The sequence below is a fragment of the Streptomyces sp. NPDC005925 genome, from assembly GCF_040638805.1.
Taxonomy (GTDB): Bacteria; Actinomycetota; Actinomycetes; order Streptomycetales; family Streptomycetaceae; genus Streptomyces.
The window spans coordinates 1-23482 of sequence record NZ_JBEXVL010000011.1; the positions used below are offsets into that span (position 1 = coordinate 1).

General features: G+C 68.9%; 20 protein-coding genes. 10 read left to right on the forward strand and 10 right to left on the reverse strand.

What is annotated here, in order from left to right:
• From ABZ354_RS15560 to dnaA, 3 genes are all read right to left on the reverse strand, one after another.
• On the reverse strand, positions 1-119 hold a 119-nt coding region (locus tag ABZ354_RS15560), incomplete at its 3' end, for an NAD(P)-binding domain-containing protein (RefSeq protein ID WP_358657171.1).
• Positions 120-307: 188 nt separating this feature from the next.
• Positions 308-1438, reverse strand: coding sequence for a DNA polymerase III subunit beta (gene dnaN, locus ABZ354_RS15565; RefSeq protein ID WP_358656911.1), 1131 nt, complete (start codon positions 1436-1438; stop codon positions 308-310).
• A 1101-nt stretch (positions 1439-2539) separates the two neighbouring features.
• Entirely contained in the window at positions 2540-4477 is a 1938-nt protein-coding gene (dnaA, locus tag ABZ354_RS15570; RefSeq protein ID WP_358656913.1) for a chromosomal replication initiator protein DnaA, read from the reverse strand.
• A 394-nt stretch (positions 4478-4871) separates the two neighbouring features.
• On the opposite strand from dnaA, the gene rpmH reads away from it, so the two are divergent.
• The 9 genes from rpmH (at position 4872) to ABZ354_RS15615 (ending at position 11794) form a co-directional block, all read left to right on the forward strand.
• Positions 4872-5009 (forward strand): 50S ribosomal protein L34, encoded by a 138-nt coding sequence (rpmH, locus tag ABZ354_RS15575; RefSeq protein WP_003949374.1) that lies wholly within the window; start codon positions 4872-4874, stop codon positions 5007-5009.
• A gap of 21 nt (positions 5010-5030) precedes the next feature.
• Positions 5031-5402 (forward strand): ribonuclease P protein component, encoded by a 372-nt coding sequence (rnpA, locus tag ABZ354_RS15580; RefSeq protein ID WP_358656917.1) that lies wholly within the window; start codon positions 5031-5033, stop codon positions 5400-5402.
• Positions 5399-5752, forward strand: coding sequence for a membrane protein insertion efficiency factor YidD (yidD, locus tag ABZ354_RS15585; RefSeq protein WP_358656919.1), 354 nt, complete (start codon positions 5399-5401; stop codon positions 5750-5752). Before rnpA ends, yidD begins: the two co-directional genes overlap by 4 nt.
• Before the next feature lie 3 nt (positions 5753-5755).
• Positions 5756-7015 carry a membrane protein insertase YidC gene (yidC, locus tag ABZ354_RS15590; protein ID WP_358656921.1) on the forward strand — a complete coding sequence of 420 codons (1260 nt, stop codon included), beginning with the start codon at positions 5756-5758 and terminating at the stop codon, positions 7013-7015.
• A 15-nt stretch (positions 7016-7030) separates the two neighbouring features.
• Positions 7031-7543 (forward strand): R3H domain-containing nucleic acid-binding protein, encoded by a 513-nt coding sequence (locus ABZ354_RS15595; RefSeq protein ID WP_358656923.1) that lies wholly within the window; start codon positions 7031-7033, stop codon positions 7541-7543.
• A gap of 125 nt (positions 7544-7668) precedes the next feature.
• Positions 7669-8388, forward strand: a complete 720-nt coding sequence (gene rsmG, locus ABZ354_RS15600; RefSeq protein WP_358656925.1) for a 16S rRNA (guanine(527)-N(7))-methyltransferase RsmG — start codon at positions 7669-7671, stop codon at positions 8386-8388.
• 294 nt (positions 8389-8682) lie between these two features.
• Positions 8683-9756: a ParA family protein gene (locus ABZ354_RS15605; RefSeq protein WP_358657173.1), complete on the forward strand. Its 1074-nt coding sequence runs from the start codon at positions 8683-8685 to the stop codon at positions 9754-9756.
• A complete protein-coding gene (locus tag ABZ354_RS15610; protein WP_358656927.1) occupies positions 9753-10850 on the forward strand; it encodes a ParB/RepB/Spo0J family partition protein in 1098 nt (365 codons plus the stop codon). The genes ABZ354_RS15605 and ABZ354_RS15610 overlap by 4 nt, the downstream gene beginning before the upstream one ends.
• Positions 10851-11176: 326 nt before the next feature.
• Positions 11177-11794, forward strand: coding sequence for a GNAT family N-acetyltransferase (locus ABZ354_RS15615; RefSeq protein WP_358656929.1), 618 nt, complete (start codon positions 11177-11179; stop codon positions 11792-11794).
• 104 nt (positions 11795-11898) lie between these two features.
• Here the strand turns inward: ABZ354_RS15615 and trxA are convergent, their stop codons facing one another.
• The 7 genes from trxA to ABZ354_RS15650 all read right to left on the reverse strand — a co-directional run bounded on the left by trxA (position 11899) and on the right by ABZ354_RS15650 (position 21707).
• Positions 11899-12231 carry a thioredoxin gene (trxA, locus tag ABZ354_RS15620; protein WP_161066965.1) on the reverse strand — a complete coding sequence of 111 codons (333 nt, stop codon included), beginning with the start codon at positions 12229-12231 and terminating at the stop codon, positions 11899-11901.
• A 46-nt stretch (positions 12232-12277) separates the two neighbouring features.
• Entirely contained in the window at positions 12278-13246 is a 969-nt protein-coding gene (trxB, locus tag ABZ354_RS15625; protein WP_358656931.1) for a thioredoxin-disulfide reductase, read from the reverse strand.
• A gap of 135 nt (positions 13247-13381) precedes the next feature.
• Complete coding sequence (locus ABZ354_RS15630) at positions 13382-14356, reverse strand: hypothetical protein (RefSeq protein WP_358656933.1); 975 nt, start codon at positions 14354-14356, stop codon at positions 13382-13384.
• Positions 14353-15078 carry an RNA polymerase sigma factor SigM gene (gene sigM, locus ABZ354_RS15635; protein ID WP_358656935.1) on the reverse strand — a complete coding sequence of 242 codons (726 nt, stop codon included), beginning with the start codon at positions 15076-15078 and terminating at the stop codon, positions 14353-14355. Before sigM ends, ABZ354_RS15630 begins: the two co-directional genes overlap by 4 nt.
• Positions 15079-15112: 34 nt before the next feature.
• Complete coding sequence (locus ABZ354_RS15640) at positions 15113-16825, reverse strand: protein kinase family protein (protein WP_358656937.1); 1713 nt, start codon at positions 16823-16825, stop codon at positions 15113-15115.
• A gap of 143 nt (positions 16826-16968) precedes the next feature.
• Entirely contained in the window at positions 16969-19248 is a 2280-nt protein-coding gene (gene murJ / locus ABZ354_RS15645; protein WP_358656939.1) for a murein biosynthesis integral membrane protein MurJ, read from the reverse strand.
• A 44-nt stretch (positions 19249-19292) separates the two neighbouring features.
• Positions 19293-21707 carry a DUF6049 family protein gene (locus tag ABZ354_RS15650; protein ID WP_358656941.1) on the reverse strand — a complete coding sequence of 805 codons (2415 nt, stop codon included), beginning with the start codon at positions 21705-21707 and terminating at the stop codon, positions 19293-19295.
• A 255-nt stretch (positions 21708-21962) separates the two neighbouring features.
• On the opposite strand from ABZ354_RS15650, the gene ABZ354_RS15655 reads away from it, so the two are divergent.
• The gene (locus tag ABZ354_RS15655) at positions 21963-23408 is read left to right on the forward strand and encodes a CCA tRNA nucleotidyltransferase (protein WP_358656943.1); all 1446 of its coding nucleotides are present in this window, start codon (positions 21963-21965) and stop codon (positions 23406-23408) included.
• Positions 23409-23482 lie beyond the last annotated feature (74 nt).

Genomic DNA, 23482 nt, shown 5'->3' on the forward strand with positions numbered 1-23482 from the left:
CTGTGGACGTCGGCGAGGTCCGGGTTGCGGTCGAATCCGACGACGGTGTGGCCCGCGCGGCGGATCCGCTCGCGCATGTTGCCGCCCATCCTGCCGAGGCCGACGAGACCGAGCTCCATCAGTTGTGTTCCTTAGGTGTGCGAGGTGGCGTTACGGCACTTGCGTACCTGTCCGAGCCTAAACCCGGGCGGTGTCGCACACCTGTGGGCATACGCGCTCATACGTAGGCCCCGACCTGCGGCTTCGCCGGTGGGCCCAGTTGTCCACCGGCCACGGGGGCGCTGTGGACAACCGGCGGGACCGTACGTCAGCCGCTGAGGCGCACCGGCATGATCAGGTACTTGTAGGCGTCGTCCGCCTCGGCGTCCACCGCGGGCCTGCCGCTCAGCAGCGCGGGCTTCGTGGACGTCGTGAACGACAGCTGGGCGACCGGGGAGTCGATCGCGCTCAGGCCGTCCAGCAGGAACGTCGGGTTGAAGGCGATCGAGATGTCGTCGCCCTCGAGCTGGGCGTCGACCCTTTCCACAGCCTGTGCGTCGTCGCTGGAGCCGGCCTCCAGGATCAGCACGCCCTGCTCGAAGCTGAGCCGCACCGGGGTGTTGCGCTCGGCGACCAGGGACACGCGCTTGACGGCCTCCACGAAAGGGGCGGTCTCGATGACGGCGACGCTGTTGAACTCCGTCGGGAACAGCGTGCGGTACTTCGGGAGGTCACCCTCCAGCAGGCGCGTCGTCGTACGGCGGCCCGCGCCCTCGAAACCGATCAGGCCCTCACCGGCGCCCGAGCCGGACAGCGCCAGCGTCACCTGGTCTCCGCTGGTCAGCGCCTTGGCCGTGTCCAGCAGGGTCTTGGCGGGGACCAGGGCAACCGCGGACGCCTCCGGGTTCTCCGGCTTCCACAGGAACTCGCGGACCGCGAAGCGGTAGCGGTCGGTGGACGCCAGCGTCACCGTGTCGCCCTCGATCTCGATGCGCACACCGGTCAGGACGGGCAGCGTGTCGTCGCGGCCGGCCGCGATGGCGACCTGCTGCACGGCCGACGAGAAGACCTCGCCCGGGACCGTGCCCGTCGCGTTCGGCATCTGCGGCAGGGCCGGGTACTCCTCCACGGGCAGGGTGTGGAGGGTGAAGCGCGAGGTGCCGCACACCACCGTCGCCCGTACACCGTCTGTGGAAATCTCCACGGGCCGGTTGGGGAGGGCGCGCGAGATGTCCGCGAGCAGGCGGCCGGAGACGAGCACCGTGCCGTCCTCGTCGACCTCCGCGTCCACGGACACCCGTGCCGAGACCTCGTAGTCGAAGCTGGAGAGGCTCAGCGCCCCCTCCTCGGCCCTCAGGAGCAGGCCGGCGAGGACAGGCGCCGGCGGACGGGCCGGGAGGCTGCGAGCCGCCCAGGCCACTGCCTCCGCGAGTACGTCGCGTTCCACCCGGATCTTCACCTAAGCCGCCTCCTGCTGTTGCCGGCGTTCGCGCCCTGCTTCGCCTTCGTCGTCTGACTGGTGTCGTCGGTCCCTGGCAGGGGGAGGACACCGGGGAACAGTCTGACGCACCGCACTGACAGTAGGTGCCCCTCGGGGTCAAGTCGTACCGGCGGGCAGCCGGGCTCGAGACGGCGAGTTGTGCACAGGACCCACTTCGAAACGGTTTCCTGGCTCTCTATGGTCGGCAGTAGTAGTAGGGCCTGTGGATACCGTGGATAACCCCGTTTTCCCAGCTCAGGGCCACAATTTTGTCCACCGGTCCTGTGGGTGACGGCGGTGGACAACCGGGGTCTTCTGTGGAGAACAGAAAGTTCTGCACACCCCATGCACAGGAAGGGGCGAGTTCTCCCCAGGGCCGTCCCCAGCTTTACCCGCCTTTCCCACAGCCCAACCCGGCAGCTTTGTGTGACGCCTTTCACTCGGGCCGGTGAGAAGGCGCGTCATGTTGCCGAACAGTGGACAGGCATGTGGAGAAGCCCGCGATCACTGGGGACAACCCGCCCCGGCCTGTGGGTTGCCCGTGGACAACTCTGTGCACAGGCTGTGGATCGTTTTGCTGTCCACAGCCTGTGGACAAAGTTTGTCCACCAATCCACAGGCTGTTGACCTGGTCTGATGATCATTCACCACCGTGCGCTGTGGACAGAATCTGGACAACTTCCCGATCCCCAGCATGTGGACGCGAAAAAGTCGCCCAATCTGTGGAGGGAGACCGTAACCCGGCGGCCAATCGAACAAGGGGTTACGGCGTCGAGACCTGCGCGAGCGCCTGCGGGGGGTCTCCCGGGGCCGCCGCAGGGCCTCACGGTGGCCCCGGGAGGACGTTTCGGGCTCTCGCGCAGGCCCTGGCGGTCGCCCCGGGGCCGTCCGGGTCCTCCGCGGACGGGTCGGGGCGTACCGCGGTCTCGGGAAGACCGTCCGGACCCTCCGAGCACAGAGAGGTCTCCAGAGGGCCTGTCGCGTGTCTCCGAGGGGACGTCCGCAGGCGCCCGGAGGCATGGGAAAGGCGCCCCCGGGATGTTCCCCAGGGACGCCCTCGGTGGCGCAACTCCGCGGCGTTCAGCCCGCCTTGATGCGGTTGGTCAGCTCCGTCACCTGGTTGTAGATGGAGCGTCGCTCGGCCATCAGATTGCGGATCTTGCGGTCGGCGTGCATGACCGTCGTGTGGTCCCGGCCGCCGAACAGCGCGCCGATCTTCGGCAGAGACAGGTCCGTCAGCTCGCGGCACAGGTACATGGCGATCTGCCGGGCGGTCACGAGCGCACGTCCGCGCGAGGTGCCGCAGAGGTCCTCGACGGTGAGCCCGAAGTAGTCCGCGGTCGCGCCCATGATCGCCGTCGAGGTGATCTCGGGGGCGGAGTCCTCGCCGCCGGGCATCAGGTCCTTGAGGACGATCTCCGTCAGGCCCAGGTCCACCGGCTGCCGGTTGAGCGACGCGAACGCCGTCACCCGGATCAGCGCGCCCTCCAGCTCACGGATGTTCCGCGAGATCCGGGACGCGATGAACTCCAGCACCTCCGGCGGGGCGTTGAGCTGCTCCTGGACCGCCTTCTTGCGCAGGATCGCGATACGCGTCTCCAGTTCGGGCGGCTGGACGTCGGTGATCAGACCCCACTCGAAGCGGTTGCGCAGCCGGTCCTCCAGCGTGACCAGCTGCTTGGGCGGCCGGTCACTGGAGAGCACGATCTGCTTGTTGGCGTTGTGAAGCGTGTTGAACGTGTGGAAGAACTCCTCCTGTGTCGACTCCTTGTCCGCCAGGAACTGGATGTCGTCGACGAGCAGGATGTCCATCTCGCGGTACCGCTTGCGGAAGCTGTCGCCCTTGCCGTCGCGGATGGAGTTGATGAACTCGTTGGTGAACTCCTCCGAGCTCACGTACCGCACGCGCGTGCCCGGGTAGAGGCTGCGCGCGTAGTGCCCGATCGCGTGCAGCAGGTGCGTCTTGCCGAGCCCCGACTCCCCGTAGATGAACAGGGGGTTGTACGCCTTGGCCGGCGCCTCGGCGACAGCCACCGCGGCCGCGTGCGCGAACCGGTTGGAGGCGCCGATGACGAACGTGTCGAAGAGGTACTTCGGGTTCAGCCGCGCGGTCGGCTCGCCGGGGCCGGTCGCCGGGGCGGGCTGTGCGGCCAGTGGGCCGGGCGCGCCGGTCGTCGGCAGGTTCGGGCCGACGGGTCCGCCGCGGTGCACGTGCCCGGAGCCGGCCTGCGGCTCGGGCAGGTCCCGGCGGCCGTCGCGGGCCTGCGCGTACTCGCCGCGCTGCCCGTCGTAGCCTCCGCGGTCCATCGGCTGGGGGCGGTACTCGTGCGACGGGGCCCCGTAGGAGTCGTGGCCGGGTGGGCCGTAGGGGTCCTGGGAGGAGCCGTACGCGTCCTGCGACGGTGAGGCGTAGGGGTCGCGGTCGGGGAAGCCGAGCCGCTGCTGCTGCCAGCCGTACTCGTCCTGCGAGGGCCGCGGCCATGCGCCCGGCTCGGGGCGCTGGTACTCGGACGGGTACGCGGGCCGGGCGGTCGGCAGCTGATCGCCGGACGTGCCCGGGTGCGGCTCGGCGCGGTGCCGGCCGTATCCCTCGCGGCCGTCCCGCTCGCGGCTGTCGCGGCCGCCCTGGTCGTAACCGTCCCGGCCCCGGTCGTAGCCGTCGCGACTCTGGCCGTCCCCGGAGGACGGGGCCTCGGAGTCGTCGTAGCGCGGCTGCCGGCGGACGGGGGTCGGCGGTTCGCCGGCGGAGTCGTCGACGGTGATCGCGATACGGATCGGCCGGCCGCACTCGCGGCTCAGCGTCTCGCTGACCACCGGCGCGAGCCGGCCCTCGAGTACGTTCTTCGCGAATTCGTTGGGTACGGCGAGCAGCGCGGTGTCGGCGACCAGCGCGAGCGGCTGGCAGCGCCGGATCCAGTGCTCGTCCTTCGACTCCACACCCTGTCCGCGGCCCTCACCGAGTAGCTGCTCCAGTACACGTGGCCACACTGCGGCAAGATCGGCAGGTACGTCAGCCACAGGGCACGCTCTCTCACGGGGTCCCTCGAACGTGTGGTTCGCGGGACGGTCGGGTCATCCGGGCGGTCGTCGCGGGCAGAGCCGCTGGGGCGGGCGACGAGGGAACGAATCGGAGTCCAGTCACGGTAGTCAGGGCAGCGGGTACGGTTCAAGTTGTTGTCCCCAGGCTGTGGACAGTGTCTCGCCATCCCCTTGGTTTGACCGAACGGCGAAGCCGCGCGTACCGTAACCAGGTCGAGTTGTCGATGGCTGCTGCCGCCTGCCTCCGATGGGCACAGATCACGCACGGTGATCGGTCAGCGGTGCACTCGGGCGTGACGCGAGCTACTCGTGGGCGCACGGTGACAGCCAGGACGGCACCCGCAAAACATCGATTTCTTACTGGAGCCCCCGAGTGAGCAAGCGCACCTTCCAGCCGAACAACCGTCGTCGCGCGAAGACCCACGGCTTCCGGCTGCGTATGCGCACCCGTGCCGGCCGCGCGATTCTTGCGTCCCGCCGTGGCAAGGGTCGCGCCCGTCTGTCCGCCTGATCCCGGTCAGGTCATGACATCGTGCTGCCCACCGAGAACCGGCTGAGGCGGCGCGAGGACTTCGCGACCGCGGTACGACGAGGTCGCAGGGCCGGTCGCCCGAGCCTCGTCGTCCATTTTCGTAGCGGTTCCACGGACCCGCACGCGCCTGGGGAGAGCGCTCCCCCGACGCGTGCGGGTTTCGTCGTGAGCAAGGCCGTGGGCGGCGCGGTGGTACGCAACAAGGTGAAGCGCAGACTTCGCCATCTGATGCGCGACCGAGTCGACCTGTTTCCCCCCGGTAGCCTGGTAGTCGTACGAGCGCTGCCCGGCGCGGGTGACGCCGACCATGCACAACTGGCCCGAGACCTGGACGCCGCGCTGCAGCGTCTGCTGGGAGGGGGCGCGCGATGAAGTACCCGCTGCTGGCTCTGATCAAGCTGTACCAGTGGACGATCAGTCCACTGCTGGGGCCGGTCTGCAAGTACTACCCGTCGTGTTCCCGCTACGGCTACACGGCCATCGACCGGCACGGTGCGATCAAGGGAACAGCCCTCACCGCCTGGCGCCTCCTGCGGTGCAATCCGTGGTCGCTCGGCGGGGTGGACCATGTACCGCCACGCAAGCGTCCGCGGTGGCACGAAAGGCTGCGTGACGCCTGGCGGACGCGCAAGGGCGGGCACTCCGCCGCCGAACCGGCCACCGAGGGGCAGGCTCCCTCGAGCCCGGCCGCAGAGACCTCGTCCCATGCGCAAGGAGCATGATTAGTGGACACGATTGCCAGCCTTTTCAGCTTCATCACGACACCGGTTTCCTGGGTCATCGTCCAGTTCCACAAGGTGTACGGCGCCCTCTTCGGTGCCGACTCCGGGTGGGCCTGGGGCCTGTCGATCGTGTCCCTGGTGATCCTGATCCGCATCTGCCTGATCCCGCTGTTCGTGAAGCAGATCAAGGCGACGCGCGCCATGCAGACGCTCCAGCCGGAGATGAAGAAGATCCAGGAGCGCTACAAGAACGACCGGCAGCGCCAGTCCGAAGAGATGATGAAGCTGTACAAGGAGACGGGTACCAACCCGCTCTCCTCGTGCCTGCCCATCCTGGCGCAGTCGCCGTTCTTCTTCGCTCTGTACCACGTGCTGAACGGCATCGCGTCGAACGACACCATCGGCGTGATCAACGAGAGCCTGCTCCGGAGCGCGCAGAAGGCCCACATCTTCGGGGCCCCGCTGGCGGCGAAGTTCACGGACAGCTCGTCGAAGGTCGAGGCGCTCGGTTCGTCGCTCACCGACGTCCGGGTCGTCACCGCCCTCATGATCATCCTGATGTCGCTGTCGCAGTTCTACACGCAGCGCCAGCTGATGACGAAGAACGTCGACACCACGGTGAAGACGCCGTTCATGCAGCAGCAGAAGATGCTGATGTACGTCTTCCCGGTCATGTTCGCCATCTTCGGCATCAACTTCCCCGTCGGTGTCCTCGTCTACTGGCTGACCACGAACCTGTGGACCATGGGCCAGCAGATGTACGTCATCCACAACAACCCGACCCCGGGTTCCAAGGCCCAGGCCGCCTACCTGGAGCGCCTGCTCAAGCACGTGACGAGTCACGGCAAGACCCGCAACCGCCGTGAGCGCGCCATCGTCAAGGCCATCGTCGCCAAGGGCCGCGACCGCAACGACTTCGAGCGGAAGTTCATCAACGGCCTGAGCAAGGCGGGCCTGGCGGCCCAGCCCGACGGCGGCGTCGTGAAGAGCGAGGCCGGCACGGTCGCCGTCGAGACCGAGGACGGTACGCCGACCGACGTCACGCCCAGGCGTCAGCAGCCCAAGCGGCAGAGCAAGGCCCAGCGTCAGGCCGCCAAGGCGGCAGACGAGGCCGAGGCCAAGACCTCGCTGACCAAGTCCGAGAGCCCTCAGGACAGCAGGCCCGCCGGTGGCGAGAAGAAGGCCGGGTCCAACGGCCGCAGCAAGGCCCAGTCCGGTCAGCGCAAGGGTCCGCAGCGGCCCAAGTCCCCCTCCAAGAAGTAAGAAGGAGTCCATCCCGTGACGGAAGGCACCACCTCCGCCGCTGCCGAGGGTGCAGACACCCTGTCCCGCCTGGAGCAAGAGGGCGAGATCGCGGCGGACTACCTGGAGGGTCTGCTCGACATCGCCGACCTCGACGGCGACATCGACATGGACGTCGAGGCCGACCGTGCCTCCGTCTCGATCATCAGCGACACAGGCACCCGTGAGCTGCAGAAGCTGGTCGGCCGGGACGGTGAGGTGCTGGAGGCGCTCCAGGAGCTCACGCGCCTGGCCGTGCACCGGGAAACCGGCGACCGCAGCCGGCTGATGCTCGACGTCGCGGGCTACCGGGCCCGCAAGCGCGCCGAGCTCTCCGAGCTGGGCGCCAAGGCCGCTGCCGACGTCAGGAACAGCGGCGAGCCCGTGAAGCTGAACCCGATGACGCCGTTCGAGCGCAAGGTCGTGCACGACGCGGTCAAGGCCGCGGGCCTGCGCAGCGAGTCCGAGGGCGAGGAGCCGCAGCGCTTCGTCGTCGTCCTTCCCGCCTGAACGGTCCCCGTTCTCTCCGGCCCCGTCTGTTGCGCAGGCGGGGCCGGAACTTTGTCAGCCTGATAGTTCTGGTGGTTCTTGGTGCCCGGCGTCCCCGCCGGTGCCGTACGGAAGGACGGTCCCCCGTGACGGAGGCAGCGGAGCTTCCCCCTGTTCCCGAACAGGCGCGTGAGGTGTTCGGCGATCGGTACGCCGACGCGGTCCGCTACGCGGAGCTGCTCGCCGAGGCAGGTGTGCAGCGAGGGCTCATCGGCCCGCGTGAAGTGCCCCGCCTGTGGGAGCGACATCTGCTGAACTGCGCGGTGCTCTCCGAGGTCGTGCCCGAGGGGGTGACGGTGTGCGATGTCGGTTCTGGTGCCGGCCTGCCGGGGATTCCCCTCGCACTGGTCCGGGAGGATCTGAAGATCGCGCTGCTGGAGCCGCTGCTGCGACGCACCAACTTCCTCACCGAGGTCGTGGAGCTGCTGGGTCTCGACCATGTGACCGTCGTGCGCGGTCGCGCCGAGGAGGTCATGGGGCAGCTTCCGCCGGTCCACGTGGTGACGGCTCGCGCCGTGGCACCACTGGACCGCCTGGCCGGCTGGGGGATCCCGCTTCTGCGTCCCTACGGGGAGATGCTCGCCCTCAAGGGCGACACCGCCGAGGAAGAGCTCAAGAGTGCCGCCACGGCATTGAGCAAGCTCGGTGCCGTGGAGACGTCGATCCTGCACGTCGGTGAGGGAGTGGTCGACCCGATGTCCACCGTGGTGCGGGTCGAGGTGGGCGAGAGTCCGGGCGGTGTGCGTTTCGCCGCCAAGCGGGCCAAGGCCGCCCGGACAGGGCGTGCACGCCGCCGTCGCGGCTGATCCCGTACTCCACACAAGCTGCCCTGCCCATGTGACCGGAGTGTCGCGGCAATCCGGTCTCGGCCGCTGTGCATCGTGTTTCACGTGAAACGTCGCTCACTGCTGCACGGCATCATCAGTCGGGGCCGCGCTGCGGCCGAACCCCGAGATCGCAAGCCTCTGGGATCCCTCAGGTCCCGTGAGGGAAACGCTGCTTCTGACACAACTCCGTCCTCCGTAGAGGTCACGGAGTTGTCCACAGAGGTGGATTTCTCCACAGAACGCCAGGCCTCACTGGTTCGCGACCCCGAAGGCATGGGAGGCTCTGTTCATTGCGAGCCTGAAGTCGAGGAGAGTGAATCCTTGCGGTCCGACGCCAACATCGCGGGACCGATGACCGATCCGGTCCCCGGTCCCCGTACCGAGTCGATGGGGGCGGATGTTTCACGTGAAACACCGCCTCCAATGGACGACACTCCCATCGGTCGTGCTGCCCAAGTGGCGGTGGATGCTCTGGGCCGCGCCGGCGAGGGTCTGCCGCGGCCCGAGCAGACCCGGGTCGTGGTGGTCGCCAACCAGAAGGGCGGTGTGGGCAAGACGACGACCACCGTCAACCTTGCCGCATCGTTGGCTCTGCACGGCGGTCGTGTCCTGGTGATTGACCTCGACCCTCAGGGCAACGCCTCCACTGCCCTGGGTATCGACCACCACGCGGAGGTCCCGTCGATCTATGACGTCTTGGTCGACAGCAGGCCGCTTTCAGAAGTGGTTCAGCCGGTCCCTGATGTCGAGGGTCTCTTCTGCGCTCCCGCCACGATCGATCTCGCCGGTGCTGAGATCGAGCTGGTGTCCCTGGTAGCGAGAGAGAGCCGTCTGGAGCGTGCGATCCAGGCGTACGAGCAGCCGCTGGATTACATCCTCATCGACTGCCCGCCCTCGCTCGGTCTGCTTACCGTCAATGCCTTGGTCGCGGGCCAGGAGGTCCTCATCCCCATCCAGTGCGAGTACTACGCGCTGGAAGGTCTGGGGCAGCTGTTGCGCAACGTCGACCTGGTACGGGGGCACCTCAACCCCACGCTGCATGTGTCGACCATCCTGCTCACCATGTACGACGGCCGGACGCGACTCGCGTCGCAGGTCGCGGACGAGGTGCGCAGCCACTTCGGCGACGAGGTACTGCGGACGAGCATCCCGCGCTCGGTCCGTATCTCCGAGGCGCCGAGCTATGGGCAGACGGTGCTGACTTACGATCCTGGATCGAGCGGTGCCCTGTCCTATCTTGAGGCTGCACGAGAGATCGCGCTGCGGGGCGTCGGCGTCAGCTATGACGCATCGAACGCGCACGCCGGTGCACAGAATGATCCGAACCTGGTGGAGGGGATTCAGTGAGCGAGCGACGGAGGGGGTTGGGCCGTGGTCTTGGCGCGCTGATCCCTGCTGCCCCGACAGAGAAGACGGTGGCTCCGGCCGCGGGAGGCGCCGCTTCCTCGTCGCCCACCGGTGTACCGGTCCTGACGAGCGAGCGTGGCGTGGCCGCGGCCAAGGTGGCGTCGCTGCCCCAGCCGCCTGTTTCACGTGAAACACAGGACTCGACGGCGAGCGTGGAGACCACCGCGTCTCCGATGGGCGCGCACTTCGCCGAAGTCCCGCTCGACTCCATCAAGCCGAACCCACGCCAGCCGCGTGAGGTCTTCGACGAGGACGCGCTACAGGAGCTTGTCACCTCCATCAAGGAGGTCGGCCTTCTCCAGCCCGTCGTCGTACGGCAGATGGGCGCCGGGAGCTATGAGCTCATCATGGGTGAGCGCCGCTGGCGGGCCTGCCGTGAGGCCGGCCTGGAGGCGATCCCGGCGATCGTGCGGGCCACGGAGGACGAGAAGCTCCTCCTGGACGCGCTGCTGGAGAACCTGCACCGGGCCCAGCTGAACCCGTTGGAGGAGGCCGCTGCCTACGACCAGCTGCTGAAGGACTTCAACTGCACGCATGACCAGCTGGCAGACCGCATCGGTCGTTCACGCCCGCAGGTCTCCAACACCTTGCGTCTGCTGAAGCTGTCCCCGACGGTTCAGCGTCGTGTGGCCGCCGGGGTCCTTTCCGCCGGACATGCGCGTGCGCTGCTCTCCGTGGAGGATTCGGAGGAGCAGGATCGCCTCGCCCACCGGATCGTGGCCGAGGGGCTGTCGGTGCGGGCCGTCGAGGAGATCGTGAGCCTTATGGCGTCCCGGCCGCAGAAGCCCCAGCGGGCCAAGGGGCCGAGGGCCGGCGCCCTGGTTTCCCCGGCGCTGACCGAGCTCGCCACGCGCCTCTCGGACCGCTTCGAGACCCGGGTGAAGGTCGACCTCGGCCAGAAGAAGGGCAAGATCACCGTCGAGTTCGCCTCGATGGAGGATCTGGAGCGCATCCTCGGCTCGCTCGCCCCCGGCGAGGGGCCGGTCCTGCAGCAAGGACTGGTGGAGGACGACTCCGAGGAAACGGAGTCCTGAGCCATCGGCGGGCGGGGCGGTAGATTCGCGCCGCCCGCCGACGGCGGGCGGGCCGCGTCCGGTGTGTACCGGAAAGCGGTCCGCCTTTTGCTTTCTGTCGGTTTCGACGCAAACGCATCGCGGATACGATGCGATCAGGTATGGCGCTCCACCGGACAGTAGGTCTAGGAGGCAGGGGTCATGCGAACGATGAGGCGCACCGCACTGGTGAGCGCGGGCCTGGGGCTCGGCGTGGTCGGCGGGTTCCTTGGCGGTCTGCTCACGGAACGGAATGCTCTGACAGCCGCCCGTGTGGCCGCAGGCGTAGAAAGCGAGGGACAGCTTCCATGGGGCGTCGGCTCGTACCGCTCACGCTGGACAACCTTCAGGACCTTCCCGAGCGCTGCCAGGCATGTGTCTTCTGGGAGCTGGACCCCGTCAGTGGCGAGGCAGCGGTAAGGGCGGGCACACCCGCGCTGGAGAAGGAAGCCTGGATCTCCGCTGTCCTGCTGGAATGGGGATCCTGCGGCCGGGTGGTCTACGTCGACGATGTGCCTGTGGGGTATGTGCTCTACGCTCCGCCTGCCTACGTCCCGCGCTCGACGGCGTTCCCCACAAGCCCGGTCTCGCCCGACGCGGTGCAGCTGATGACCGCGTTCATCATGCCGGGCTACCAGGGGCAGGGGTTGGGTCGCGTGATGGTCCAGACGGTCGCCAAGGATCTTCTGCGGCGTGGCTTCAAGGCGATCGAGGCCTTCGGGGACGCTCGCTGGAAGGAACCAGCCTGTGTGTTGCCCGCTGATCACCTGCTGGCGGTGGGCTTCAAGACCGTTCGGCCGCATCCGGCGTATCCGCGGCTGAGGCTGGAACTGCGGTCGACGCTGTCCTGGAAGGAAGACGTGGAGATGGCGATCGACCGACTCCTCGGTGCCGTCCAGAAGGAGCCCGCACTGAGGCCGCTCTGATGGTGTCACGGGCATGAGAATGGGCCGGCCCTTCCGGGTCGGCCCATTCATGTTTCACGTGAAACATCGTCTCCGCGGGCGACGCCGCGAAACTCTCGCCGGTGTCATTCGGCGATGAAGTCCTCAAGGTCGCGCACGATGGCCGCCTTGGGCTTCGCACCGACGATGGTCTTGGCGACCTCGCCGCTCTGGTACACGTTCAGCGTCGGGATGGACATGACCCCGTACTTGGCAGCCGTACCCGGGTTCTCGTCGATGTTGAGCTTGACGACCTCGATCTTGTCGCCGTACTCGGCGGCGATGGCCTCGAGCGACGGGGCGATCTGGCGGCACGGACCGCACCAGGCGGCCCAGAAGTCCACCAGGACGGGCTTGTCGCTCTTGAGGACGTCCTGCTCGAAGGAGTCGTCAGTCACATTCTTCAGGGTGCCGGCCACGGCTGGGCTCCTTAACTGGTTGGTGCGTGGGGTGCGGAAGAGGGGGTCAGACAGCGGTCTTCTCGGGCTCGGCCGGCTCCTCGTCCGCAAGAGCGGCAAGGAAGCGTTCGGCGTCGAGAGCGGCGGAACAGCCGGTGCCGGCTGCGGTGATCGCCTGACGGTAGGTGTGGTCGACCACATCACCGGCGGCGAAGACACCGGTCACGTTCGTACGGGTCGACGGGGCCTCGACCTTGAGGTAGCCCTCCTCGTCCAGCTCCAGCTGGCCCTTGAAGAGTTCCGTACGAGGGTCGTGGCCGATCGCGATGAACAGGCCCGTGACCGGGAGGTCGGACAGCTCACCGGTCTTGAGGTTGCGCAGCTTCAGGCCCGAGAGCTTCGGGTCACCCTGAATCTCGGCGACTTCGCTGTCCCAGATGAACGTGATCTTCGGGTCGGCGAAGGCACGCTCCTGCATCGCCTTGGATGCGCGCAGGGTGTCGCGGCGGTGGACGATGGTCACGGACTTGGCGAATCGGGAGAGGAACGTGGCCTCCTCCATCGCGGTGTCGCCGCCACCGATCACGGCGATGTCCTGGTCCTTGAAGAAGAAGCCGTCACAGGTGGCGCACCAGGAGACACCGCGGCCCGAGAGAGCGTCCTCGTTCGGCAGTCCGAGCTTGCGGTGCTGGGAGCCGGTGGTGACGATGACGGCCTTCGCCTGGTGGACGGTCCCGGCGGTGTCCGTCACGGTCTTGATTTCACCGGTCAGGTCGACGGAGACGATGTCGTCCGGGATCAGCTCGGCACCGAAGCGTTCGGACTGGGCCCGCATATTGTCCATGAGCTCGGGGCCCATGATGCCTTCCTGGAAGCCCGGGAAGTTCTCGACCTCAGTGGTGTTCATCAGGGCGCCACCGGCGGTGACGGCGCCCTCGAACACCAGGGGCTTCAGCGACGCGCGCGCGGTGTAGAGCGCCGCCGTGTAGCCGGCGGGCCCGGAGCCGATGATGATCACGTTTCGGACGTCGCTCACGGCTTGTTCCTCGTCTCTGGACTGCGTCGTTAGGTCCGGTGGGAGTCTTCCTCAGAGCTCTCACCCCACCCAACGGATCCTAAGGGGCGTGCATTCCCGCTGTGGTCGGGCACACCCCGAGACGGAGACCGAGGTTCAGGAACGCCGGTAGGTCTCCTTCAGGAACACCTTCGCCTTCGCGGATGGCGAGGGCTGGTCCACGCACGTCGCCTCGACGATGTAGGCGGTGACCCGGGTGGCGTCCGAGGCATCGGGCAGGACCACGAGCATCGCCTCGGTGCCCCGGAAGGTGCCCTCTTCGGCGGCCAGGGCGATGTCGTTGCGTCCGATGCCCTTACGCACGCACGTGGGTACCGCGGGCTCCTTGAGGATCTTCGGTTCATTGTTGCCGGGGTTGGACTCCGAGCTGAAGGTGTCGGGAGTCCGGGGCCCGCTGTCCTTGTGCCCGTTGGTGGACAGGAGGCGGGCGACCTGGCCCTCCAGCTTCCCCTCGGAGAAGGTGTCCGCGGGGGTGGACTGCTGTCCGTGCGCCGTGTCGTCGGACTGCGTCCCGTTGTCCAGCGTCGACAGCAGCACGGAGCCGAGGCCCAGAGCGGCCACGGTGAACGCGGTGCCCAGGACGGCGATCCTGCGGCGGCCGGACCGCTTGCGGTTTTTGCGGCCGGGGCCGGTGGTGGCAGTGCGCGCGCGTCCGACGGGCCGGTCTGTCGCGGGGGCTGTTTCACGTGAAACATGGGCGGACTGATCGGCGTCCGTAGCCGGGTCAGTCGTCCCGTCCGTGGGCTCGGCCGCGGAGTCCGGTGCCGTGGACCGGGACGTGGCGCTCGCCGCCTCCCCGGTGGGAGTCTCCGGAGCGGTGGCGCTCAGGAGGGCCTCCGCCGCGAGTGCGGCGTCGATACGACCCGCGACATCGGCAGGCATGTGGACGGGGCCCGGCAGCGTGCCGAGCAGGCTCCGGATCTCCTCCAGCGACGTGTGGACGTCAGCGCACAGGTCGCACGCGTCCAGGTGCTGCCGTATGTCGGCGGTCCGGGAGGGCGGGAGCAGGCCTTCGGTGAGATCGGAAATCTCCGCGACGTCCGGGTGCCCGGCCGTATCTGTCGATGTCACGCTCGCCCACCTCCGCCCTTCACAGCAGTTGAGTCGCTCGGTTCTTTACCCGTCGGGGGGCCCGATCCACGCGCTCCCGCTGCGGGTGGGACGGATGTCCCCGGCGCCCGGTTCCGTCTCCTGCCGGGCTTCTCGTCGCTTGCGGCTCCAGGGCGGAGATGGGTGAGCAGCGGCAGGAGTCTCGCTCGGCCGCGGGCGCACCGGCTCTTGACCGTACCGACCGGCACGTCGAGGACGCGCGCCGCCTCCGCGACCGGGTACCCCTGCATGTCGACCAGGACGAGCGCGGCACGCTGGTCGGGGGGCAGGGTGCGCAGGGCTTTGATGAGCTGGCGGTGCACATCGTTGCGCTCGGCGGGTGCCGAGGCCGACTCGTGCGGCTCCAGCAGAGTCTCCAGGCGCTCGGTGTCGTCCACCGGCGATGTTCGGCGGGAGGCCGCCTTGCGGACCCGGTCGAGGCAGGCGTTCACCGTGATGCGGTGCAGCCAGGTGGTGACGGCCGCCTGGCCCCGGAAGGTGTGGGCGGCGCGGTAGGCGGAGACAAGCGCGTCCTGGACCGCGTCAGCGGCCTCCTCGCGGTCTCCCAGAGTCCGCAGAGCGACCGCCCACAGCCGGTCACGGTGCCGCCGTACGAGCTCGCCGAAGGCGTCGGGGTCGCCCTCCACATGGCGCGTCAGGAGATCCTTATCGCCGACGCCGTCGTAAGCGGTGTCATCCGCCATCGGACCCCCTCCCCTGGTGCGGTAGCGAAAACCGTCAGCCTTTGAACTGCACGTCGGTGATGGCCTGCTTGTAGCCGGCGCTGCTGTAGCTGTCGGCAGGCGCGCTCGGCACCGCCGTGATCCACAGCAGCACGTACTGCGTCTTCGCGGACTTCGACACCTTGACGGTCAGGGACGTACCGCTGGTGGTGGCGGTGCCGATCTCCTTCATCCCGTCGATACCCGTCGCCGGCGACAGCCCGTCGGTGGCGTAGAGCTTCACGGTCGTGCGGTCACCTGCGTACCGCAAGCCTACTGACGCCGTCGAGATGTCCTTCGTCGCACCGAGGTCGTAGACGATGCCCACGCCCGGCTTGTAGGGCGCGAGCTCCGGGCCCTCGGTGTAGCGCTTGGTGCGCCAGTACGTCGAGTGGTTGGCGTCGTAGGTGTTCGGGACGTCGGCGGGTGCCTGCGCCAGGCCCTTCGCGACGTACTCCTGCGCGCCCCGAATCGTGAGCGGCTTGGCCGGTCTGCCCTCGCCGCCTTTCTCTCCGTTGTCCGACGTCTGTGTCCGGTCCGTGTCGCCGGACTTCCCCTGGTCCATGAGGGCGTCGGCGAGCTGCCAGCTGCCGAGGCCCAGTGCCGCGATGAGGAGCGCGGAGACGGCCCACTTCAGAGCCTTTCCGGTGCGGCTCTGCAGCGGGGGCGGTGGCGCCGGGATGACCCGCGTGGCGCCGGGGCGCGGGGCCTGACGGCCGTACGTGCCCTGCTGGTACGTCGTGCGCTGGTAGTCCGGCGGGGCGGTGAACGCCGGCTCGGGCGGGCGGATGCGTGGCATCTCGCTGATCGCCTTCACCAGCTCCTCGGGCGTGGTGCACGGGGACTCGTGTCGGGACGCGGTGGCACCGTCGTTGGCCAGGGCCCGCATGGCCAGCTCGGACAACCCGCGGTGGACGCCGGCCCGCACCTGGTCGGGCGCGATCAGACCGATGTCCTTGGGCAGCCCCGACAGGCCGTAGGCGTCGCTCTCGTACGGCCAGCGCTGAGTGAGCGTCGCGTACAGCAGGGCGCCGATCGACTCCGTGTCGGTGCGCTGCGGGGTGTCGGAGCTGATGCCGCGCAGCGCGGCGTTCACGGCGAGTCCTCGGATGCGCCACTGGCCCGTCGACGTCCGCAGCACGGCGTTTGGGTTCAGACGCAGATGGGCCAGACCCTCGCGGTGGGCGGCGGCCATGGCGGCCGACACCTGGCTGACCATCTGGTACGCCTCGTAGACCTCCAGCGGGCCGGAAGCGAGGAGCGTGGTGAGTTCGGTGGCGTCGGGGAGCCACTCGTGGACGACGTAGACGAGGTCGTTCTCCTCGACCGCGTCCAGCACCTGGACGAAGCGGGGATCGCCGAGCAGGGCCGAGGAACGGGCCGCGGCCAGGACCGAACGGGCACGTGAGTGATCCGCAGGCAGGAGATGGACGCCGACGGCACGCCGCAGCTTCTCGTCCATCGCGCGCCAGCTGCTGAATCCGTCCAGACGGGTGACGCACTCCTCGAGGCGGTAGCGCCTGGCGAGCTTGTGCCCGCTGTGCAGTTCGGGCGGTGAAGCCTTTCCGGAACTCGCCGGCCCTGCGCCCTCCTGTGCGTCGTCGCTGTCCGTGTCCCGCTCCCGGTTCTTGGCCACCCCGTCGGCCGTGGACTGGTCCGCCTCCGCGGTCAGCGACTGCTCGCCGCTGTCGTCTGCCACGTCGACGGCAGCTGTGCTCCGATCCGCCACCGTCGTTCCTGCCTCCCCATCCATTGCGCGCCGGTCGACATCCGCTGCGCGCCGTCCGACGCCGAAACCAATTGTGCCCACAGTCGGCCGCTATGCACGACACACCGCAGCGAACGATGGTTGTGCACCTACCCCGTGCCGCGTCATCGACCCAGGCGACCGCGCACCATGCCGACCAGCGAGTTGACTTCCTCGATGCGCATACGGCGGGCGGCGACGAAGAAGACGCCCAGCAGCACGGCCCCGCCGGCGATCAGCGCGGCGAACGAGCCCAGCGCACCCTGGCCGAGCGAGCGGGCGATGCCGTAGCAGGCGGCGCCGCTGAGCAGGGCGGCCGGGACTGATGCGATGCAGAGCCTGGCGTACGTGCGCATGACGCGGGCACCGTCCAGGTCGCCGCCGAGCCGCTTGCGCAGCCGGTTCCAGGCGACGCCGACACCGATCGCGTAGGCCAGGCCGTACGCGGCGGCCATGCCCACCACGGCCCAGCGGGCCGGGATCACGAGGTAGCACAGCGCCGACGCGCCGGCGTTGACGGCCGCCACGATGACCGTGTTGTAGAACGGCGTCCGGGTGTCCTCGTAGGCGTAGAAGGCGCGCAGCACGACGTACTGCACCGAGTACGGGATCAGGCCGAGGCCGAACGCCATCAGCATGAAGCCCATGTTGGTGGAAGCGCCGGTGCCCGAGGAGCCGAAGATCAGCGTGCACATCGGGACGCCGAGCGAGAGGAACCCGAAGGCGACCGGCACGATGGCGACCGCCGTGGTGCGCAGGCCCTGGGAGATGTCGTCGCGTACGGCGCCCGCGTCGTTCTCGGCGGCCGAGCGGGAGATGCGCGGCAGCAGCGCGGCCATCAGGGACACCGTGATGATGGCCTGCGGCAGGCCCCAGATCAGCTGGGCGTTGGCGTAGGCGCTGAAGCCGGTGCCTGGTTGGGTGGGGATCGCCGAGGCCGTGGCCAGCTGGGTCACGACCAGCGCTCCGGCCTGGTTGGCGAGGACGAAGAGGATGGTCCACTTGGCGAGCATCGCGGCCTTGCCGAGGCCGTGGCCCTTCCAGTCGAAGCGCAGCCGCAGCCTGTAGCCGGTCTCCCGCAGGTAGGGGATCATCGCCAGGGCCTGGACCACGAGGCCGAGCAGGATGCCGATGCCGAGGAGCCGCTGGCCCTCCGCCGGAATGTTCGTGACCTTCATCCCGGAGTCACCGGCGGTGCCGTAGACCCAGATGAACATGCCCAGCGTCACGATGATGACGATGTTGTTGAGGACCGGGGTCCACATCATCGCGCCGAACCTGCCGCGGGCGTTGAGGATCTGCCCCATCACCACGTGCAGGCCCATGAAGAAGATCGAAGGCAGGAAGTAGCGGGTGAAGGTGACGGCGACCTCGTTGGCCCCGGGGTTGCTCGCGATCGGGTTCGACAGCATGCGGACCAGGAGCGGCGCCCCCAACATCGCCACTGCGGTCAGCGCGGCCAGGGCGACCATGACCAGGGTCAGTAGACGGTTCGCGTACGCCTCGCCGCCGTCGTCGTCCTCCTTCATCGCGCGCACCAGCTGCGGCACGAAGACGGAGTTCAGTCCGCCGCCGACGGTCAGGATGTAGATCATCGTCGGCAGCTGGTAGGCGATCTGGAACGTGTCGCCGAGCATCCCGAGACCCAGCGCCGACACGATCATCGCGGACCGGACGAAGCCCGTGAGGCGGGACACCATGGTGCCCGCTGCCATCAGAGCACTCGACTTCAGCAGGCCGGAGGCGCGGCCGCTCTTCTTGGGCGCGGCGGCCGGGGCGGGCGCCGGTGCGAGCGTTTCGGAGGCGGGCGGCGGGAACATCGCGGGCGCGCCCGGCGACGGTGCGGGGCCGGGCACCGAGGGCTGGGACGGGTACGGAGACTGCGGCTGTGCGGCGCCCTGCGGAGGGTCCTGATACCCGTCGCCCGAGTCCCGGCCCGGGTGTCCGGCGCCCTGCTGCTGGTCCCGGAACAGGTGCGCGAAGGCGTCCGGTTCGTGGCGCTCCTCGGCGGCCTCGGGGACCAGGTCGTCCACGCCCGCATAGCGCGTGGTGCGGACGTCGTCGCCGTAGGGCGGGTACTGGGTGGGACCGTCGTGCTCCGGCACCGGCGGGCGGGCCCACACCCGCGGGTCGGGGACGTACGGCGACTGCGGTGGCCCGCCGTACAGCGGCTGCTGCGGCTCGTGCGCGCCCGGACGCGGCGGGTGCGCCGCTCGGTCGTAGAGGGCCTCGGTGACCGGATCCTGGGCGGTCAGGTCCTGCGCGCGGTACGGGTCCTGGTCGTAGGCGTCCTGGAGGTACATGTCCGCGGGCGGGTGCGTCGGCGTCCGGTCCTGCCCCGGAGGCGGCACCTCGGGGCGGCCGTCACCGGGCCGGCCCTGGTCACCGTCGTACGGCGCGTTCATGCGTACCCCACCTCATCGTCCCCGGCCCACGGGCCACGACATCCTCAACGGTCCACTCTCTCACCCGTTCCGGACGGGTCGGCGTTTTCCGCTGGGGTGTCCGGTGCGGGGTCACTCGGCTGCTCCGCGCCGTCGCCCCGGGAGCCCTCCGAGGACTCCTCCCCGAGACGCTCGTCGGACGCTTCCTCGGTCTGCTCGCTGTCGCCATCGCTGTCACTGTCCTCGTCGGCGTCCGGCCGCGTGGCGTTCTCGTCGGTCTCGGCCGCCTCACGGGCTGCGGCGCGCTTGCGCTGGGTGTACATGCGGAAGCCGGCCAGCACGAGGAGCAGGACACCGCCGCCGATGACCAGCATCACGGTGGCCGTGATCTCGGTGACCTTCACGTCGAACCTGACCGGGTCGCCGTACTTCCGGCCGTCCTGCGTGTAGAGCTGGGCGATCACCGACGAGCGGCCGTTGGCGTTGGCCGACGTGGTGAACTTCACCGACTGGCTGTGGCCGCCCGAGACGGTGACGGGCTGCTGCCAGTACGGCTTGCCGCCGATCTTGAGGCGGGTCGGGTTGACGGAGGTGAGCCGCAGCACGAGGCGGTCGACGTCCTGGACCAGGTTGTTCTGCACGGTCACCGGGATCGTGGCGCTACGCCCGGAGAGCTTCGTCTCCGACTTCTCGATCAGCCTGACCTGCTTGGCGAGACCCTGGAGGTAGATCTCCACGCCCGTGCGAAAGGACATCGCCTCGCCGGGCCGGCCGCGCCACGAGGTGGACATCTCGCGGTTCATGGCCCGGCCGAACGGGGTCACGACCCGGAACTGGCTGGTGAGGATGACCTTGAAATTGTCCAGCTTGCCCTCGGTCCGCACGAGTTGCTCGTACGCCGACCGCGGCAGTTCGCGCTTGCGCAGTTCCTTCGGATACGCGCGGGCGGAGGGGATCCGCGCCGTGGCGGCGCGGTCCGGCTTGGCGGAGGCGGCCGCCGCGAGCTTCTGCGCCTCCGACCAGGGGCCGTCCTGCAACGCGGTCAGGGCCTCGGCCATCGTCCGGGCCTGGCCGGCGGTCGGCGTGCGCTGCGGGGCGATCACGACACTGCGCTGCTTGTCGCTCTGGAGGTTCAGGGTCAGGCTCTGGGCGAGGAACCGCTGCACCGCGAGGGTGGAGGCGGAGGCCCTCAGCAGGTCGCCCTGGAAGGCCGTGGACAGCCCCGCGTCCGCGACGACCGCCGTCGTTCCGGCGCCGATGGGACGGGCCGCGGACGGGGTGTAGGGCAGGCTCCGGCTCTCCTGGAGGCTGTCGCTGCGGGCGATCACCTTGTCGGCGCCCGCAGAGGTCGCGACCTTGACGATCGACGGGTCGATCGCGCCCTCCACCGGCCAGGCGAAGTCAGTGAGGGGTTTCACGTGGAGGATCGGCTCGACCGTGTTGGCGACGACGTCCGTGGCTTCCTTGAGGTTCCTCAGCGCGCCCGGGACGTTGGTCCCGTTGTGCGCGAGGGAGGCCAGATCCGGGTCGGAGAACGGGAGGGCGACGACTTCCTTGTCCGCCACCGCCTCCTGTACCGCCGCGAGCCACCGCTTGGCGACCGCCTGGTGGGTGCCGACGCTGGTGGTGCCGTTCTCGCCGCGGACCTGATACGTGCGCGTCATGGCGTCGACGGAGGCCAGCAGGTCGGGGTCGACGACCCAGGTGACGTCGAGTTCCTTGCCCAGGGAGACCATCTGGTCCAGGCGGCCACCCGGCGAGATCTCCTGGGTCAGGTCGTCGTTGAGGAAAACCGGCGTCTGCTGCTCGTTGGATCCCGTCTCGGCCATCATGTGGACGCCGGAGATCAGCGGCCACAGGAACGTCGTCCGGGTCCGGGTGTCGGCCTCCCCGGACTGGTACGGCAGGAACGTCCGCCGGACGCCCAGCACCTGTGTCCAGGGCTGCGCCGAGGTCTGCCCGGAGAGGGAGACGCCGAACTCGTAGACCCCGTCCTGGGCGAGGTTCAGCTTGTCGACCGGCACCTCGATGCTGAAGGGGTGGGCGACCCCGGGCGTGAGTTTGGTGAACTCCTCGACGTACTTGCCGCCGATCGCCGAGCCGACTGTTCCCTGGACGTCGCTGCTGTACTTGGCGGCGGTGTCGATGGCCGAGCGGGTGCCGACCGGCGCTCCCACGCGCAGATCGACCTGTGCGTCCGTGACCGTCTGCTTGCCCTTGTTGGTCACCGTGCCGGCCACCGTGAGGGTGTCGTCGTCGGTGGGCGTGCTGGGGGTGAGGGTGTTGACGGAGACGGCCACCGCACCGGAGCCGGCTGCGGCCCGCGGAGCGTCCTGGCCCGCGGCGGCCGCCGGAGCGGCGGCGGGGAGCTGGAGAAGACCGGCCAGCAGAGGCGCTGCCGTGAGCAGGGATCCCGTCCGCCGCAACCACCGGCGGGCAGGAGAGGGAGCTGTCTCCTGGAAGTCTGCCGCCTCGGCCACGCGCTCGCCCGTCCCTCGTCGTCGTCAGTGGTCGTCGGAATGTGCGTCCACGCATGGTAACGATGCGCGCTGAGAGGAAGTGCCGCGGACCGCTCCACAAGATCAAGGAAAGCGGGCAGGCTGTCCTGTATATCCGTGTATGGAAGAGACCTCCCCGCAATGACTCGAGGGCAGGTTTTGTGCGTGTATAGGAGGAGTGTCTGGGCCTCTGAGGGGTGCGCTCGTGGTAGCCCGCGCCACGTACCCTCTTCTGTTGTGCCGAACGTCAACGAAGACAACCCCAGTGCCCTGAGCCAGGCGCAGCTCCGCGCGGTGAGTGAACTGCTGCGGGTCGCCCCGGTCGCCGACGACCTCGCCCGTCGATTCCAGAAGGCGGGGTTCTCTCTCGCCCTGGTCGGTGGGTCGGTCCGGGACGCGTTGCTCGGCCGGCTCGGGAACGACCTGGACTTCACGACCGATGCCCGACCACAGGACGTCTTGAAGATCGTCCGGCCCTGGGCGGACGCGGTCTGGGAGGTCGGAATCGCCTTCGGCACGGTCGGTGCGCAGAAGGACGGCTACCAGATCGAGGTGACCACCTACCGGTCGGAGGCCTACGACCGCACCTCGCGCAAGCCCGAGGTGTCGTACGGCGACTCCATCGAGCAGGACCTCGTCCGCCGGGACTTCTCCGTGAACGCGATGGCCGTCGCACTGCCGGAGAAGAGGTTCATCGATCCGCACGGTGGTCTCGACGACCTCGCCGAGCGGGTGCTGCGTACGCCCGGTACTCCCGAAGAGTCTTTCTCCGACGACCCGCTGCGGATGATGCGGGCCGCTCGCTTCGCCGCGCAGCTCGACTTCGAGGTGGCCCCCGAGGTCGTCACGGCCATGACGGAGATGTCCGGGCGGCTGGAGATCGTCTCGGCCGAGCGGGTGCGGGACGAGCTGAACAAGCTGATCCTGTCCGCCTGCCCGCGCAAGGGCCTGACGCTGCTGGTGGACACCGGGCTCGCCGAGCACGTGCTGCCCGAGCTGCCCGCTCTGCGCCTGGAGAGCGACGAGCACCACCGGCACAAGGACGTCTACGACCACACGCTGATCGTCCTGGAGCAGGCAATGGCGCTGGAGGAGGACGGTCCCGACCTACCGCTCCGGCTGGCCGCCCTGTTGCACGACATCGGCAAGCCCCGGACCCGTCGCTTCGAGAAGGACGGGCGGGTCTCGTTCCACCACCACGAGGTGGTCGGGGCGAAGATGACGAAGAAGCGCATGACGGCGCTCAAGTACTCCAACGACCTCGTGAAGGACGTCTCACGTCTGGTCGAACTCCACCTGCGCTTCCACGGCTACGGCACCGGCGAGTGGACCGATTCCGCCGTGCGCCGCTACGTACGGGACGCGGGTCCGCTCCTCGACCGGCTGCACAAGCTGACGCGCTCCGACTGCACCACCCGGAACAAGCGGAAGGCCGCCGCGCTGTCGCGCGCGTACGACGGCCTGGAAGAGCGGATCGCCAAGCTGCAGGAGCGGGAGGAGCTGGACGCCATCCGTCCGGACCTCGACGGCAACCAGATCCAGGAGATCCTGGACATCGGTCCGGGGCCCACCGTGGGTCAGGCCTACAAGCACATGCTGGAACTCCGCCTGGAGCACGGGCCGATGGGTCATGAGGCGGCGGTGAGCGCGCTCAAGGAGTGGTGGGCCGGGCAGGAGGGCTGACCCGGGAAGCGAGCGCATGTTTCACGTGAAACATGCGGGAGGGGCGCTGTTTCACGTGAAACAACGCCCCTCCC

Coding starts and splice junctions, on each gene's coding strand:
- yidD (WP_358656919.1), top strand. CDS start 5,399: ATGAAGTACCCGCTGCTGGCTCTGATCAAGCTGTACCAGTGGACGATC.
- ABZ354_RS15605 (WP_358657173.1), top strand. CDS start 8,683: ATGGGAGGCTCTGTTCATTGCGAGCCTGAAGTCGAGGAGAGTGAATCC.
- ABZ354_RS15615 (WP_358656929.1), top strand. CDS start 11,177: ATGGGGCGTCGGCTCGTACCGCTCACGCTGGACAACCTTCAGGACCTT.
- sigM (WP_358656935.1), bottom strand. CDS start 15,078: ATGGCGGATGACACCGCTTACGACGGCGTCGGCGATAAGGATCTCCTG.
- murJ (WP_358656939.1), bottom strand. CDS start 19,248: ATGAACGCGCCGTACGACGGTGACCAGGGCCGGCCCGGTGACGGCCGC.